Origin of the sequence: Cribrihabitans neustonicus, assembly GCF_048820895.1 — a bacterium.
Taxonomy (GTDB): Bacteria; Pseudomonadota; Alphaproteobacteria; order Rhodobacterales; family Rhodobacteraceae; genus Cribrihabitans_A; species Cribrihabitans_A neustonicus.
Genome location: NZ_JBMERQ010000011.1, coordinates 72453 through 88155 on the forward strand (window position 1 = coordinate 72453; position 15703 = coordinate 88155).

Here is a 15703-nt window from a genome sequence, read left to right on the forward strand (position 1 = left end):
AACGGTGATTGTGCCACTGAGGGCAGCGCCCGGCCCGGCGGGAGACTTCGGAGAATACCCATGACCATCCTCGTCTTCGGCAGGACCGGCCAGCTGGCGCGCGAACTGGCGGCGCATGAGGGCGTCGCCTGTCTGGGCCGCGGTCAGGCGGATCTCTCCGATCCCGAGGCCTGCGCCGCCGCCATCCGCGCCCAGGCGCCCGCCGCCGTGATCAACGCCGCCGCCTACACCGCGGTCGACAAGGCGGAAGAGGAAGAGGCGCTGGCCACCGTGATCAACGGCGCGGCCCCCGGCGCGATGGCGCGGGCGTGCGCGGACTTGGGCATTCCCTTTGTCACCGTCTCCACCGACTATGTCTTCGGCGGCGGCGGCGCGGTGCCCTGGCACCCCGGCGATGCCACCGGGCCGGTCAATGCCTATGGCCGCTCCAAGCTCAGGGGCGAGGCGCTGACCGCGGCCGCGGGCGGCGCCTATGCGGTGCTGCGCACCTCCTGGGTGGTCTCGGCCCACGGGCATAACTTCGTGAAGACCATGCTGCGCTTAGGCCGCGAGCGCGGCCGGCTCAGCATCGTCGCGGACCAGATCGGCGCGCCGACGCCTGCGCGCGATATTGCCGCCGCCTGCCTCACGCTGGCGTGGCAGCTGCAGGCAGACCCGCAAAAGGCGGGGATCTACCACCTGGCGGGGCAGCCGGAGACCAGCTGGGCGGGCTTTGCCCGCGAGATCTTCGCGCAGGCCGGGATTGCCTGCGAAGTGGAGGATATAGCAACCTCCGCCTATCCCACACCGGCGGCGCGGCCGCTGAACTCCCGGCTCGATTGCTCCGCGTTAGAGACGGTGTTCGGCATTCCGCAGCCTGACTGGCGGCAGGGATTGAGGGATATTCTGAAGGATCTGGGAGAGGTTTCATGACAGACGGCACGCCCGCCAGAGGCTCGGTCTCCGGCACAATTTCCGGCACGGCCTGCGGCCGCAAGGGCATCATCCTCGCGGGCGGCTCGGGCACGCGGCTCTACCCGATCACCATGGCAGTGTCGAAACAGCTCTTGCCGCTCTATGACAAGCCGATGATCTACTATCCGCTCAGCGTGCTGATGCTGGCGGGCATCCGCGAGATCTGCGTCATCACCACGCCGCAGGACCAGGAGCAGTTCCAGCGGCTCCTCGGCGACGGCAGCCAGTGGGGGGTGTCGCTCACCTATGTGGTGCAGCCCTCGCCCGACGGGCTGGCGCAGGCCTTCATCCTGGCGGAGGACTTCCTGGACGGCGCGCCGTCGGCGCTGGTGCTGGGCGACAACATCTTTTTCGGCCACGGGCTGCCGAAACGGCTGGCGGCGGCGGATGAAAAGACCACCGGCGGCACCGTTTTCGGCTATCACGTGGCCGATCCCGAACGCTACGGCGTGGTGGCGTTTGATGGCAGCGGCAGGGCGCGCGAGATCATCGAAAAGCCCAGCCAGCCGCCCTCGAACTACGCGGTCACCGGGCTCTATTTCCTCGACGGCAGCGCGCCGGAGCGCGCCAGGACGGTGCAGCCCTCGGCGCGCGGCGAGCTGGAGATCACCGACCTGCTGCAGATGTACCTGAGCGAGGGCCTGCTCTCGGTCGAGACCATGGGCCGCGGCTATGCCTGGCTCGACACCGGCACCCATGGCTCGCTTCTGGATGCGGGCAATTTCGTGCGCACATTGCACGAGCGCCAGGGGCTGCAGTCGGGCTGCCCCGAGGAGATCGCCTGGCAGCTGGGCTGGATCGATGCGGCGCAGCTGCAGGAGCGGGCGGAGCTGTTTGCCAAGAACTCCTATGGCGCCTACCTGGAGCGGCTGCTGAAGTAAGCCGCCGCGCCGCGCGCCCCGCGCCGCGGGCCCGCAAGGCGGGGCAGGCCTGCCCGGCAGGCGCGCGCCCCGGATCAGGCCCGGGTCACACCCTTGTCACTCGATGATGCCGGTGCGGCTGAAGACGCCGAAGAAGTTGCCGAAGATGTTGGAGATGGTGAGGGCGTCGTTGATCGGCGATTCCGTTGCCATCACCAGATCGCCCGGGTTGATCCCGAACTGGCGCGCCGAGAACAGCCCGTCGGCGGACGTGAGGTCGAGCGAGAACACCACCCGCTGCTGGCGCGGCCCCTGCACCCCGGGCGCCACCGCCGAGGCCGGGTATTCGCGCAGCACCAGCAGCCCCTTGGGATCGGCCTTGCCGTCCTGGAAGCCGCCCGCCACCGACATCGCGTCCATCGCCGACATCTCGTCCTTGGTGAAGATGTGCAGGTCCTCCTTGCCGGTGGCGCCGAAGGACAGGAAGTAGCGCTCATCCTCCTCGACGAAGACCCGGTCGCCGCCGCGCAGCAGGGTGTCGAGATGCGGGTTGTTCAGCAGGTTGTCGACCGAGGTGCCATAGATCCGGCGGCCGCGCACCAGGCGGATCTGCGGGTTGTTGAGGTTCGGGCTGATGCCGCCGCCCGCCGAGATCAGCCCCATCACCGTGTAGTTGCGGTCGGGCATCGGGTAGGTGCCGGGCTGGGCGACGCCGGAGACCAGGTCGACCGAGTTGTTGCGCCCCTCCGCCATCGCCAGCTGCACCTGGGCGGAAGGAACCACCGGCTCCAGCGCCGCCTGCAGCCTGGCGCGGGCGAGATCCGGGGTCAGCCCGTTCACGTTCACATCGCCCACATAGGGCATGAAGATCGTGCCGTTGGCGGCCACCATCATGTCCTGCAGCTGCACCATCTTCTGCTCCGGCGCGGTCAGCAGCGAATTGTCGTTGCTGTCCCAGATGCTGAGCGAAAGCCGGTCGCCGGGCTGGATGATCTGGGTGCGGGCGCCCTGGTGCGCGGGCAGCCAGCCGAGGCGCTCCTGCTTGCCGGTATCGGGCCAGGCGGCCACCAGCGGCAGCAGCGCCCGGTTCACCTGGTAGAGCGCAAAATCCGCCTCCGCCGAGCTGGCGCCGCGCAGCAGCTCCTCGCTCGCCGGGGCGCCGCCGGGCAGGCGGCTGCAGGCGGCGGGCAGAAGGGCGAGGCCGGCCGCTGCCAGACAGAGGAAAAGTTTGCGCATGGGAGCCTGCTCTGGAACTGCTTTGATTTTTTTCTGCCCAGAGGATACTGGGCTTGCGGGCATGGTTCAACAGCAACGGGCGGCAGGCATGGCATTTCCCGCGGTGGCGGTTCTGGGGGCAACAGGCCGCATCGGGCGGCTGCTGCAGCGGCAGGGGGCCGCGGGGCTGGATCTGCGGCTGCAGGCGCGCGCGCCGCAGCCCGGATCCCCGGCTCCCGGATCCGGCTGGCACATCTTCGATCCGCTCGCCGATCCGGCGGCGCTCGCCCGCTTTGCCGCGGGGGCGCAGGTGCTTTTGTGCCTGGCCGGGCCGGTGCCGGGCCGGGGCAGCGGCGGCATGGAGGCCCATATCCGCCTCGGCGAAGCCGCGGTGCGCGCCGCCGCCGCCGCGGGGGCGCCGGGGGCGCGGGTGCTGCTGGCCTCCTCGGCCGCGGTCTATGGCAGCCGGCCGGGGCTCCTGACCGAGGAGGCGCCGCTGGCGCCTGCCAATGCCTATGGCGCCGCCAAGGCGGAGATGGAGGCCCGCGCCCAAGCGCTGGGAGAGGCGCTGGGGGTGGCGGTCACCAGTCTCAGGATCGGCAATGTGGCGGGGTTCGATGCCATCCTCGGCGGCTGGCGGCCGGGCTTCCGGCTCGACCGCTTTGCAGACGGGCAGAGCCCGCGGCGCAGCTATATCGGGCCCCTGTGCCTCGCCCGGGTGCTGGCAGAGCTGCTGATGCAGCCCGGCCTGCCCGCGGTGCTGAACCTGGCCCAGCCCGGCGCGGTGGAGATGGCCGCGCTGCTGCGCGCTGCGGGCCGCGCCTTCAGCTGGCAGGCGGCGCCGGCCGGGGCGATCCCGGCGGTGGAACTCGGCACCGCCCGGCTGCAGGCGCTGCTGCCGGGGCCGCTGCCGCCCGCGGACCCGGGCCGGCTGGCGGCGGAATGGGCCGCGCTGGAGCCGCATTCCGGGCCAGAGCAGACCAGCGCGGAACAGACCAGCGCGGAACAGACCGGCATGGGGCAGAACAATATGGGGCAGAACAATATGGGACACAGCCGCGGATGACCTGGCGCAAACGGATTTTCGACCTCTTCTTCGCAAGCCTCCTGGTGCTGCTGCTCGGCCCCGTGCTGCTGCTGCTGCTGGCCTGGCTGCTGCTGAAGGAGGGGCGGCCGCTGTTTTACGGCGGCGAGCGCATGAAGGCGGTGGATCAGCCCTTCACCCTGTGGAAGCTGCGCACGATGACGGCGGCCGAGAGCGACGCCGGGGTCTCCGGCGGCGACAAGGCGGCCCGCATCACCCCCACCGGCGCCTGGCTGCGCTCCAAGCGGCTCGACGAGCTGCCGCAGCTGTGGAACATCCTCAGGGGCGACATCTCCTTTGTCGGGCCGCGGCCGCCGCTGCGGCAGTATGTCGAGGCGGAGCCTGCGCTGTATGCCGAGGTGCTGAAATCGCGCCCCGGGGTCACCGGGCTGGCCTCGCTGGCCTATCACCGGCACGAGGCGGCGCTTCTGGCGCGCTGCAGCAGCGCGGCGCAGACCCATGCCGTCTACCTGCGGCGCTGCGTGCCGGCCAAGGCGCGGCTCGACCTGATTTACCAGCGCCATCAGAGCATGTGCTACGACTTTGATCTGGTGTTTCAGACGATTGGCAGTATGTTCCGCCGCGGGTAGAATCAAATTTTAAGGATTCTTCCTTGGCGCGCAGCTGTGGCTTTGCTGCAATGGTGTGCTGAAGCGTGGCGGGCTTTCTTGCGCAGCGCTGCGGCGGCGGGTTTCTGCCGGTGCCGGTTTTGTGATAGCGGGGAAAGCAGCTATGATCGCGGCAGGGGTGCAAAACGGCAGGCGGCCGGCAGGCGGCGCGCAATGTTATGCGCGGCAAGCCGCCGGTCCGGCGGTGCGGCCCCGGTCTTTTACGTATGATTTATCTTGTCCGGAAACACTGCGGCAAACGGCAGGCACGGGCAGGAACGGGCAGGACAGAATTTGATGACAGCAGGGGCAGCTGGGTATGTTTGACCTGATCAGCGCGCTATCGCGGCGCCAGAAGGCCTGGGTGTTCCTGGCCGTGGACCTGGCGCTCCTGCCGCTGTCGCTGCTGTTCACCCTGGCGGTGCAGCCGCTGCCGGACCCGGCCCTCGCCACCCTCGGCGCGCTGCTGCCGGTGCTGCCTTACGAGCTTGCCGCGGCGGCGGCGCTGGCGCTGTGGCTGGGGCTGCCGCATGTGCAGCTCAACGCCTACGAGCGCCATGCCGCGGCGCAGAGCGCGCTGCTCGCGGCCGCCAGCGGGCTGCTGCTGGGGCTTCTCGCGCGCGGCTTCGGCCCGGCGCTGCCCTCGGGCACCCATGTGGTCTTTGCCATCGTCTATTTCCTCGCCATGGTGGCGGCGCGGGCAGTGCTGCTGCAGCTGGTGCTGGGCATCTACCGCCGCGCCCGGCCGCGCTGCCGGGTGCTGATCTACGGCGCCGGCACCACCGGCACCCAGCTGGCGCAGGCGCTGAAGGCGCATGACGGCATCGATCCGGTTGCCTTTGCCGACGACAACACCTCGCTGCAGGGGATGACGCTGGTCGGCCTGCCGGTCTACGCCTCCGCCCGCATCGGCGAGATCGCCGCGGCGCGGCAGATCCGCCGGGTGCTGCTGGCGATGCCGTCGCAGAGCCAGCCGAAGCAGGCCCAGATCACCCGGCGCCTGCAGAAGCTGGGGCTGGAGGTGCAGGCGCTGCCCTCCTTTGCCCAGCTCATCGGCGAGGAGGCGCTGGTCGACAAGCTGACCCCGGTGGCGCCGCAGGCCTTCCTGGGCCGCGCCGCCCGCGACGTGCCGCTGAAGGCGGCGGCGGGGGCCTATCAGGACCGGGTGGTGCTGGTCTCGGGCGCGGGCGGCTCGATCGGCTCCGAGCTGTGCCGCCAGGTGCTGTCCTGCCGGCCGCGCAAGCTGGTGCTGTTCGAGCTTTCCGAACTTGCGCTCTATACCGTGCATCAGGAGCTCGCGCAGCTGGCGGCGGAGGCCGATGTCGAGCTGGTGCCGGTGCTGGGCTCGGTCACCGATCCGCGCCAGATGCGCATGGTGCTGGCGGGCCACGGCGTGCAGGTGGTGCTGCATGCCGCCGCCTATAAGCACGTGCCGCTGGTCGAGGCCAACCCGCTGCCGGGGCTGGCCAACAACGTGCTCGGCACCCAGACCCTGGCCCGCGCCGCCGCCCGCGCAGGCGTCGAGCGCTTCATCCTGATCTCCTCCGACAAGGCGGTGAACCCGGCCAACGTGATGGGCGCCTCCAAGCGCATCGCCGAGCTGATCGTGCAGGATCTCGCCACCCGCCACCGCGCCACCGTCTTCACCATGGTGCGCTTCGGCAACGTGCTGGGCTCGTCGGGCTCGGTGGTGCCGCTGTTCCAGGAGCAGATCAGCCGCGGCGGCCCGGTCACCGTCACCGATCCGGCGGTGAAGCGCTTCTTCATGACCATCCCGGAGGCGGTGCAGCTGGTGCTGCAGGCGGGCGACATGGCCGAGGGCGGCGAGGTCTTCGTGCTCGACATGGGGGAGCCGGTGCCGATCCTGCAGCTTGCCCGCCAGGTGATCGAGAGCGCGGGCTACAGCGTGCGCGATACCGCCCACCCCGAGGGCGACATCGCGATCGAGATCATCGGCCTGCGCCCCGGCGAGAAGCTGGAGGAGGAGCTGACCCTCTCGGGCGAGCTGATCCGCACCCGCCACCCGAAGATCCTCTGCGCCCGCGAAAGCGTGCTGTCGGAGATCGAGGTGGCGGTGCTCCTGCGCAGCCTGCGCCAGGCTGTGGCGGCGGGCGACGAGGCCGCCGCGCGCCAGGTGATCGGGCGCTGGGTCGAGGGCTTCCAGCAGGTCCGCGAGGCCGGCCGCATCAGCTCCTGAGCCGCCGCAAACCGGCAGACCGGCCGGGAGCAGGGCCGGAAACGGGAGAGGGCAGGGCCGGAGTGCGGCGCCGCGGCTGCACCGGCGGCAAAACCGGCACCGCCTGCCGCCCGCGCAATTGATCCGCCGCGCGGTTCCATGCTCTAAACGGGCCAGAGCAAGCAGCACAGCAACAGGGCCAGGGGCAGAAGATCCCGGCCCGGAATACGGCCAGAGGCAGGGCAGAAGGCAGATCCCCGGTGAGCGCAGTCAACATCCATTCCCGCCCGGCTCTTTCCCGCCGTGCCCGCCGCAGCCTGTCCGGCCGGGCCCGCCGCTTCGGCCTGCTGCCCGCGCTCTGCCTCGGCGGGCTGGCGCTGGCCGGGCCGCCCGCCGCCCAGACCGCTTCCCAGACCGCCGCGCAGCCCTCTGCCGCCCTGCTGCCGGTGCCGGACCCGGGCGCGGGCGGGGTGCTGGCGCCGCCGCCGGGCAGCGAGGCCGCGGCGCCGCGGCTGAAACCGCTGCCGCCGCCGAGCCTCTCCTTCTACGGCAGCCCCGGCCTGATCGACATGCCAAGCGCGGAGATGCTGCCGGACGGGCAATATGCGGTGACCTACTCCTGGTTCGGCGGCACCTCGCGCTACAACATCACCTTCCAGGCGCTGCCCTGGCTCACCGCCTCCTTCCGCTACAACGGCATCCAGACCAACGGCGCTGATATCGGCGGCTTTGCCACTTATTACGACCGCGGCTTCGACCTGCGCGCCCGGCTCTGGCGGGAAGGCCGCTGGCGCCCGGAGGTGACCCTGGGGCTGCAGGACTTCGCGGGCACCGGGATCTATGCGGCGGAATACCTGACCGCCACCAAGCGCTTGACCACCCCGCCGCTCGCCGCCGGCCGCGCCGCCGGCCGGCTCAAGCTGACGGCGGGCCTGGGCTGGGGGCGGCTGGGCTCGCATGGCGCGGTCACCAGCATCGGCGGCGGGCGGCCCTCCTTCGTGGCCGGCGATACCGGGGGGGAATTGTCCTACGACCAGTGGTTCCGCGGTCCGGTGGCGCCCTTTGGCGGCTTCGAGTGGCAGCCCGGCGAGCGGCTCAGCCTGAAGGCGGAATATTCCTCCGACGCCTATACGCTGGAGACCGGCGCGCCCAATGTCTTCGAGCGCAAATCCGCGCTCAACTACGGGGTGGAGTACCAGTATTCCGAGCGGGTGCGGCTCGGCGCCTATTACCTCTACGGCTCGGAAGTCGGCGTCACCGCGCAGATCCAGATGAATCCGCACCATCCGCCGACGCCGATGACGGTGCCCGCGCCGCAGCCCATCGTGCCGCGCAGCCACTGGGCCACCGGGGAGAGCCATTGGGGCACCGGCTGGTCCGCGAGCGCGGGCAAGAGGCGCACGTTCCGCGACCTGGCGGCGGAGGCGCTGAAGGCGGACGGGCTGGTGCTGGAAAGCATCGCCTTCCCCGCGGGCGCGGCCGGCCCTGCCAGCGATGCCGCGGGCGCCCCGGGGCGGGTGGTGGAGCTGCGCTACCGCAACCCGCGCTACCGCTCCACCGGCCAGGCTGCGGGGCGCGCCGCGCGGGCGCTTGCCCGGACCATGCCGCCTTCGGTGGAGACCTTCCGGCTGGTGCTGCTGCGCCGCGGCCTGGCGCCGGCCGCGATGGTGGTGCGGCGCTCGGATCTGGAGGCGCTGGAGTTCGCTCCCGAGGCGGCGGATGCGCTGTTTGCCGCCGCCGCGGTCACCGAAGCCGGGCCCGAGCCGGCCGGCGCGCTGCACCCGGAGGGGCTCTACCCGGCCTTCGGAACCTCCCTCAATCCCTATACCGCGCCCGCCTATTTCGACCCGGACCAGCCGTTCCGCCTGGACCTGGGCGCGGATCTCACCGCCTCCTACACGCCGGCCCCGGGCTGGCGCCTGGCGGGCACGCTGCGGCAGCGGATCTGGGGCAACGTGAGGAACGGCCGGGTCTCCAACTCGGTGCTGCCGCATGTGCGCACCGACCAGGTCGAATATGCCCAGTTCGGCACCACGCTGCAGTCGCTTTACGCCAGCCGCCAGTGGCAGCCGCGCGAGGCGCTGTATGCCCGCACCAGCGCGGGGCTGTTCGAATCCATGTTCGGCGGCGTCTCGGGTGAGATCCTGTGGAAGCCCGCGGACAGCCGCCTCGGCCTGGGGATGGAGGCCAATTACGTCAAGCAGCGCGACTATGACCAGCGCTTTGGCTTCCGCGATTACGAGGTGCTGACCGGCCATGCCTCGGCCTATCTCGAGCTCGACCGCGGCTATCTGCTGCAGCTCGATGCCGGGCGCTACCTGGCGGGCGATCTCGGCGGCACCTTCAGCCTGACCCGCGAGTTCAACAACGGCTTCCTGGTCGGCGCCTTCTTCACCCTCACCGATGTGTCGGCCGAGGAGTTCGGCGAAGGCTCCTTTGACAAGGGTTTCCGCTTCCGCATCCCGGTTGACTGGCTGCTGGGCAAGCCCTCGCGCTCCGGCCTCGGGCTCACCATCCGCCCGACCCAGCGCGACGGCGGCCAGCGGGTCTTTGTGCCGGACCGGCTGTACGGGCAGATCCGCGCCGCCCACCGCAAGAGCCTGGAAGAACAGCGCGCGAGGTTCTGGGAATGAGCGTGATCAGGACAGCCACGGCGCTTTTGGCGCTCCTGGCGGCACTGGCGGGCTGCACCCGCGGCCCCGAGCGCGCCTCGGCCGAGCTGCAGGTGCTGCGGGCGGTGGGCGAGCAGTTCACCCGCCGCCGCGCGGTGCCGCCCGCCGTGGAGCTGAGCCGGGCGCTGCTGGACCGGGAGACCCAGGCCTATATCGAAGTGGTGATCGAGAACCGCGACGCCAAGGCCTATCTGACCCGTGCGCTCACCCGCCGCGACGGTTTTGCGGGCGAAATCGAGGTCTGGCGCACCGCCGACAATGTCTCGGTCGCGCTGCGGCAGGGCATGCTGACCGCCACCCGCGGGCTGGGCCACGGGCTCTTGTCGGCGGAGGTGCCCGCGGCTGAAGGCGTCGCCGGGCCCGCCCGCGGCGGCGCCCGCAGCTACGTGCTGCGCGCCGGCGGCAACGGCCAGCTGCGGCTCGGCATGGCCTGCCGGCTGCTGGACCTGGGGCCGGAACGGATCGAGATCGTCGAGCTCGCCTATGCCACCCGGCACCTGCAGGAGCAGTGCAGCGGCGGCGGCGGCAGCATCGTCAACGACTACTGGGTCGGCACCGGGGCGCAGGCGGGCCGGGTCTGGCAGTCGCGGCAATGGGCGGGGCCGGAAACCGGCTATGTGCGAATCCGCCAGCTGCGGCTGTGAGCCGGTTTCTGCCGGGGCGCGGAGGCGGGCAGAGGCTTTGCCGCAACGGCTGCGGAAAATCGCCGGCGCAAACCGGATTTCAACGGTTTTGCATCTATTCCTTGCGTTGAAATGGGGAGGTGGCTCCCCTAATGTCGCCTCAACGGATCCATTTGCCAAGATCTCCAAAGGAGTTTGATCAATGAAGCAGTTCTTCGCCCTTGTTGCCCTGACCGCCATGACCTCGGCGTCCGCCCTGTCGGCCCAGGCCGTCGTCACCACCACCGCTGAAACCACCACCTCCAGCGGCGGCGCAGGCGGCGCAGGCGGCGCAAGTGCCGGTGCCGGTGCGGGTGCAGGCACGGGCCTGGGCGCAGGCCTCGGCGGGCTGGGCATGGCCGGCGCCGTCGGCGCGGGCGTGCTCGCCGCCGCCGTGGTGGCTGGCGTTGTGGGCAGCGACGACGACGACACCACCGGCAGCACCCCGAACAGCACCGGCAGCACCTCCAGCACCACGACCACCAACTAAGGCTGGTCTGCGATGCCTGCCGGTGGCGGGCAAGAGTTCAGGAAACGGGCCCGGCGGGGCCCGTTTTTGCGTTGCGGGATCCGCGGCCTCCAGCGGGCTGAGCGCCGGCGGGCCGGGCTGATTCTGGCTGCGGCTGGCCGGGGCGGCGGCTACCGCCGCGGCCCGGCGCGGAAGGCCAGGGCTTCGGGGTTTTCCAGCGCCGGCGAGAACTCCGGGGTGGTATAGCGGGCCCCGCTTATGCTGACCCGGTCGCCCTCCACCGACAGCCGGCCCTGCACGATCCAGTCGACCACCTGCACCAGCGTCCTGCATTGCTGTTCGAAGATGCGGTGGCGCATCTCCTCCGCCGGCAGGCTGCGGTCGTTGGCGCAGGCCGACTGCATCACGATCTTGCCCTCGTCCATCACATCCTTGATCAGCTCCACCGTGGTGCCGATGACCGGGGTGTGGTAGCGCAGCCCGTCGCCAAAGCCGTCCATCCCCTTGAAGGCGGGCAGCAGCGAGGGGTGGAAGTTGATGATCCGGTCCTGCATCGCATGCCGGAACTCCGCGCTGTAGAACCGGGTGTAGAAGGACAGGATGTGGCTGATGCCGTGCGCCTGCACGTAATCCAGCAGGCGGCCGCAGAAATCCTCGTTGCCGGGGCCGGGCAGCACGGTGGCGGGCAGCCCGTGCGCGCGCGCCGCCTCCAGCCCCGGGCCCTCGGCGGTGGCGACGGCGGAATGGGCGGCGCGGCGCACCGTATCGGTCTCCAGCACCCGGCTCATCACCGACCCGGTGGTCGACAGCACAAACAGGAAAGCGGGCTTTGCGTTGGCCATGCTCAGAATTCTCCTCCGCGGTAGGCGGGGAAATAGCCGGTCTCCGGCAGCCCCCGCGTCAGCTGCTGATAGGCCTCTTCATCGAAGATGCGGCCGCAGATCCAGGTTTGGCGGCTGGTGGTGCTCCAGCCCTGCTTGAAATGCGCAAGCCCGCCGCCCTGGCCGCCCGCGGTGCCCGCCACGCCGCCGAAATTGACCCAGCGGAGCTTGCCTGCGAAGTGATTGAGCAGCGTCCACTTGGTGGCGTAGGAGGCGCTCTTGGCGTAGCCCCGGCCGCTGAAGGCGGCGAGGTGGCCCTGGGCGGTATCGCCATCCACGTACCACAGGTCGAGCCCGACGGTGCCGTCCTCGTCGGCGGCGCGGAACATCACCATGCCGGGGACCCGGAACTGCTGCTCAAACGACTCGCGGGAAAACGCCCGCAGCCCGGTGATGCCGTGCTTTTGGGCCAGCACCCCGTAAAGCTCGACCCAGTCGTCGAGATAGCGCAGCGGCTCCTCGCAGACCTCGACGGTGAGCTTGCGCAGCGCCCGGCGCGCGTTCTGGCGGTGGGATTTCGACACGAAGCTTTCCAGCGGCTGGCTCAGGTCGGCGATGAAATGCTCCTTGTAGGGCGCGGCCCGGGAAAAGCAGTCCTTGAGCAGCGCCTCGTCATAGGCCCCCAGCGGATCGGTGACCGCGGTGACGCTGACCAGGCCGGCGGCGCCGGCCGCCTCCAGGTCCTGCGGCAGCGCCGTCCAGTCCGCGCAGCAGAGCAGCGGGTAGAGCCCCATCGCATCGCGCAAGGCGGAGCCGGGGATCTCCCGCTCGAGCAGCCAGCCGCCGCTCTGCGGCAGCTGCAGCGGGCGGCCGAGGCCTGCAAAGGCGGCGGCGTATTCCGCGCTGCGGTAGCCGGGCGCGGCGCAGGCGGGCGGGACCGCCTGCGGGCCAGCGGGCAAGTGTCCGGCCGCGGCCCCGGCCAGGTCCCGGGGCGCGTCTTCAGGCAGTTCCACGGGCGCATCCATGGGCAGGCCTCCTCTGTCGGCGGGTGCCGGCGGGTGCCGGCGGGGGAGGCGGTTCAGCCGGCGGCACGCTCGGCCGCCTGCTGCTGGTCGACCTGCGCCTGCAGCTCCTTCAGGCGGCTCGAGCGGCAGCGGGTGAAGAAGCGCTCGCGCGGCAGGTCGGAGAGCCGGTAGCGGGTTTTCCACTCGCCGCGCAGCAGCCGGGTGCTGCTGGGATCGGAGGCGGGCTGGTAGGTGGCCTGCACCAGGATCCGGTCCGGCCCGCTGGAATAGGCGGGCGAGCAGTGCCAGGTGCAGGTGTGGCACAGGGCGATGTCGCCGGGCTCCAGCTCCGGGCAGATCAGCGGCCAGCCGGGCGCGAGGATATCGGTGTTCACCTCGCCCGCATCGCCCATATAGCCGAAGTGGTTGGTGCCCGGGTAGAAGGAGATGCCGCCGTTGTCCTTGTTCGACGGGCTGAGCGGAATGAACACGGTGGTCTTCTCGGGCCAGCCGTAGTCATAGGCGAAGTCGCCGTGCGGGAAGACCGGCTTGCGGCTGCTGCTGTCCTTGATCACGAAGCGCTGCATGAACAGCGCCAGATCCGGGTAGAGCCGCTCCATCACATCCAGGATCGCCGGATTGGCGTGGATCTGCGCCAGCGCGTCGGGCGTCGCCTCGTGCACGTGCACCGGGTTGAACGGATCGACCTTGCGCTTGCCCGCCAGCACCTTGGCGTTGAAGGCCTGCCATTCCTGCTGCCAGGCCCGGACCTGGTCCTGCGGCACCGCGCCGCGCAGCACGAAGTAGCCGGTCTGCCGGTAGATCTCCGGCGCGAAGGTGCTGGAGTCGGCCTCCGGTATCAGCTGGCGGATATCGCCGATGTCAAATCTTTGCATGGAACCCCCATCCCTTTTGCTTTTGCGCCGCCCCGGGCGCCTTTGTCCGCGTGTCTTTTCCGTGCGCCCGCGCCCCGGGCTGCCGGGGCCGCCGGGCCGGGTGTCAGAACCGGTAGTCCTCGACCTTTTCCGGCAGCAGCCCGTAGTTGCGCTTCATGTCGATGCCGCGGGTCTCGTCGTCATAGGGCACCGAGCAGTAGCCCATCACCGCCCGCTCGCGGGGGGAGAGCTGGTCGTAGATCTCCTGCGGCAGGTTGCCGGGGATGTCGAAGGCCTGCTTGATCCACCAGCGGCAGAAGGTGGCGATGATCGACCAGCGGGTGCCGCCGCTGGTATTCTCGCCGGCGCCGTGCCAGATGCGGCTGTCCCAGAAGATCAGGTCGCCGGCCTGCGCCTCGAGCGGCACCGCGGTCTCATGCGAGTCGGGATCGGCATACTGGCCGGTCTTGTGCGAGCGCGGCACGATGACGGTGCAGCCGTTCTCCTTGGTCTGGTCCTCCAGCAGGATCGAGCACTGCATGATGAACGGGAAGTCGCCGGTATAGGGCACGAAGGAGTCGATGTGCATCGGCATCCGGTGGTTGCTGCTGCGCGCGAGGAAGGAGCGCAGGATGTAGTTCGGATCCTCCGCCGGCAGCGAGGAGAACCACTTGTCATTGAGGAAATGCTTGAGCACGCCCTCGATCACCGGCGTGTCCAGGATCAGCTTGGAGAAGAAGATGTCCTTGCTCTGCAGGTTGTAGACCATCGGCTGCGCCTTGTTCAGCCGCGGCATGCGGTCGGACTGGGCGTTCAGCGTCTTGTCGAACCAGTACTGGACGCGTTCGAGCGCCTCCGCCACCGTGTCCTTGCTGAACACCTGCGGCAGGCGGGCAAACCCGTGTTTTTCGATTTTGTCGATGGCGGCTGCGGCATCTGTGCCGGCAGCGGCCGGAGAAACGGTCTGATCCATAATATCCCTCGTACTGACATGCCCCGGCCATTCCCGGCCATGCGCCCGCACGCCCCCGGAGCGCGGTCCTGGCACCTTCCGGGCACCGGCGGCCGCGCCTGTTCAGGAGTTCGGGGCAGAAGGCATTTTCCACCAATAAGCCGTTCTGCTTCACACGCCTGCCTGCGGACGGCCGTGCAAACCGCGGCCCCCTCAGCGGTCCCCCCATCGGCCTCCCATGCGGCTTTCCAATACAAAATCCGGCCGCAGCACAGGCTGTGCAAGTTGAGGGTAGTCCTGGCCCCGCATCCTGGCAACTGGAGCGCGCGCCCCATTTGGGAGTAGGCCGGCCCTCGCCCGGAAGGAGTAGGCGGCCGATGGGGCGGCAGCCGCCGGCCCCCGGGCGGGTTCGGTGCGGAGTCGGCGCGCAGCCGCGGCGCCGCTGCGCTGCAGTTGAGCCGCGGCGCCGGGGCGGGCAGGGGGCGGCCAGGGGCGGCCAGGGGGCGGGCAGGGGCGCGCCGCCCGGTCGCGGCACAGGGCCGGCAGGGCGGCGGCTCCGGCCCGGGACAGAGGGAAATCCGGGCTGCAAGGATGACGTAGCGGCAATTTGCCGGAGGGCGGCGCCGGGCTCTGCCCGCCCCGCCGGACAGGGTTAACTCCTTGCTGCCCAATATATATTGCGCCGCGTTTAAATTCAAAACCGTGAATGCAAGTGGACATAATGCCGCAGAGGAATCCCGCCGCCCGGCGGCGGCAGCGGGGCGGGCCCGGCCTCCGCCCCGCAAGCCAATGAGTTCCGGAGCCTTTCAACCGGAGGTCATTGCGGAACCGGGGCCGGGCAAGACCCCGCCCATGGCGGAGGCCCGCCAGTTCCGCCCGGCACAGGGGCCTGCGCTTGCCTCAGGCCCGCCGGCACAGCATTTCCCCGGACCAGAAAACAACCCGAACCTTCGAGTGGAATAATCCAAAAGGACTAACGAGCATGGTTTCGAAAATTACCCTGACCGGCGATTACGGCTATGACGCCTACCGCTACAACGGCGGCGATGCGGAAGCGATCGACGCCACCCAGGCCAGCTGGACCGTGGCCAACACCGGCAGCCCGACCAACCTCTACCCCTTCCTGGTGGACGACGCCAAAACCGGCATCGACATCTACGGCACCACGATCAACGGCACCGTGCCGCTGACCGGCGAATGGCTGCAGCTCTACACCAACTCGGCGGCGGTGATGGTGCGCGACACCCTGGACGCCGACATCTACGACATGCGGGTCTCCCAGGCCTGGGACGCGCTGCGGGTGGCCGGGTCGTCCGACGGCTACGAGATCTCCAACGTCTGGGTCAGCGAC

Annotated in this window: 14 protein-coding genes; 9 read left to right on the plus strand and 5 right to left on the minus strand. The window is 70.1% G+C overall.

Going from position 1 to position 15703, the window contains the following annotated elements; all coding sequences use genetic code 11:
• Positions 1-60 precede the first annotated feature (60 nt).
• Positions 61-912: a dTDP-4-dehydrorhamnose reductase gene (gene rfbD, locus ACOHWE_RS17245; RefSeq protein ID WP_420667971.1), complete on the plus strand. Its 852-nt coding sequence runs from the start codon at positions 61-63 to the stop codon at positions 910-912.
• Entirely contained in the window at positions 909-1835 is a 927-nt protein-coding gene (gene rfbA / locus ACOHWE_RS17250) for a glucose-1-phosphate thymidylyltransferase RfbA (protein WP_420667972.1), read from the plus strand. The genes rfbD and rfbA overlap by 4 nt, the downstream gene beginning before the upstream one ends.
• Before the next feature lie 96 nt (positions 1836-1931).
• On the opposite strand, the gene ACOHWE_RS17255 is transcribed toward rfbA, so the two are convergent.
• Positions 1932-3050, minus strand: a complete 1119-nt coding sequence (locus ACOHWE_RS17255; protein ID WP_420667973.1) for a polysaccharide biosynthesis/export family protein — start codon at positions 3048-3050, stop codon at positions 1932-1934.
• A gap of 88 nt (positions 3051-3138) precedes the next feature.
• On the opposite strand from ACOHWE_RS17255, the gene ACOHWE_RS17260 reads away from it, so the two are divergent.
• The 6 genes from ACOHWE_RS17260 to ACOHWE_RS17285 all read left to right on the plus strand — a co-directional run bounded on the left by ACOHWE_RS17260 (position 3139) and on the right by ACOHWE_RS17285 (position 10721).
• Positions 3139-4095, plus strand: coding sequence for an NAD-dependent epimerase/dehydratase family protein (locus ACOHWE_RS17260; protein WP_420667974.1), 957 nt, complete (start codon positions 3139-3141; stop codon positions 4093-4095).
• Positions 4092-4703 carry a sugar transferase gene (locus ACOHWE_RS17265; protein ID WP_420667975.1) on the plus strand — a complete coding sequence of 204 codons (612 nt, stop codon included), beginning with the start codon at positions 4092-4094 and terminating at the stop codon, positions 4701-4703. Before ACOHWE_RS17260 ends, ACOHWE_RS17265 begins: the two co-directional genes overlap by 4 nt.
• A 337-nt stretch (positions 4704-5040) precedes the next feature.
• On the plus strand, positions 5041-6918 hold the full coding sequence (locus tag ACOHWE_RS17270) for a polysaccharide biosynthesis protein (RefSeq protein ID WP_420667976.1): 1878 nt from the start codon (positions 5041-5043) through the stop codon (positions 6916-6918).
• A 239-nt stretch (positions 6919-7157) separates the two neighbouring features.
• Positions 7158-9530 carry a YjbH domain-containing protein gene (locus tag ACOHWE_RS17275; RefSeq protein ID WP_420667977.1) on the plus strand — a complete coding sequence of 791 codons (2373 nt, stop codon included), beginning with the start codon at positions 7158-7160 and terminating at the stop codon, positions 9528-9530.
• Positions 9527-10213 carry a YjbF family lipoprotein gene (locus tag ACOHWE_RS17280; protein WP_420667979.1) on the plus strand — a complete coding sequence of 229 codons (687 nt, stop codon included), beginning with the start codon at positions 9527-9529 and terminating at the stop codon, positions 10211-10213. The genes ACOHWE_RS17275 and ACOHWE_RS17280 overlap by 4 nt, the downstream gene beginning before the upstream one ends.
• 217 nt (positions 10214-10430) lie before the next feature.
• Positions 10431-10721 (plus strand): hypothetical protein, encoded by a 291-nt coding sequence (locus ACOHWE_RS17285; RefSeq protein ID WP_420667980.1) that lies wholly within the window; start codon positions 10431-10433, stop codon positions 10719-10721.
• A gap of 149 nt (positions 10722-10870) precedes the next feature.
• Here the strand turns inward: ACOHWE_RS17285 and purN are convergent, their stop codons facing one another.
• The 4 genes from purN to ACOHWE_RS17305 all read right to left on the minus strand — a co-directional run bounded on the left by purN (position 10871) and on the right by ACOHWE_RS17305 (position 14373).
• Positions 10871-11542 (minus strand): phosphoribosylglycinamide formyltransferase, encoded by a 672-nt coding sequence (purN, locus tag ACOHWE_RS17290; RefSeq protein WP_420667981.1) that lies wholly within the window; start codon positions 11540-11542, stop codon positions 10871-10873.
• 2 nt (positions 11543-11544) lie between these two features.
• Positions 11545-12546: a hypothetical protein gene (locus ACOHWE_RS17295; RefSeq protein ID WP_420667982.1), complete on the minus strand. Its 1002-nt coding sequence runs from the start codon at positions 12544-12546 to the stop codon at positions 11545-11547.
• Positions 12547-12599: 53 nt separating this feature from the next.
• Complete coding sequence (locus tag ACOHWE_RS17300; RefSeq protein WP_420667983.1) at positions 12600-13421, minus strand: phytanoyl-CoA dioxygenase family protein; 822 nt, start codon at positions 13419-13421, stop codon at positions 12600-12602.
• 103 nt (positions 13422-13524) lie between these two features.
• Complete coding sequence (locus tag ACOHWE_RS17305) at positions 13525-14373, minus strand: phytanoyl-CoA dioxygenase family protein (protein ID WP_420667984.1); 849 nt, start codon at positions 14371-14373, stop codon at positions 13525-13527.
• 961 nt (positions 14374-15334) lie between these two features.
• On the opposite strand from ACOHWE_RS17305, the gene ACOHWE_RS17310 reads away from it, so the two are divergent.
• Positions 15335-15703 (plus strand): hypothetical protein (locus ACOHWE_RS17310; RefSeq protein WP_420667985.1); only part of this gene is annotated, 369 nt, incomplete at its 3' end.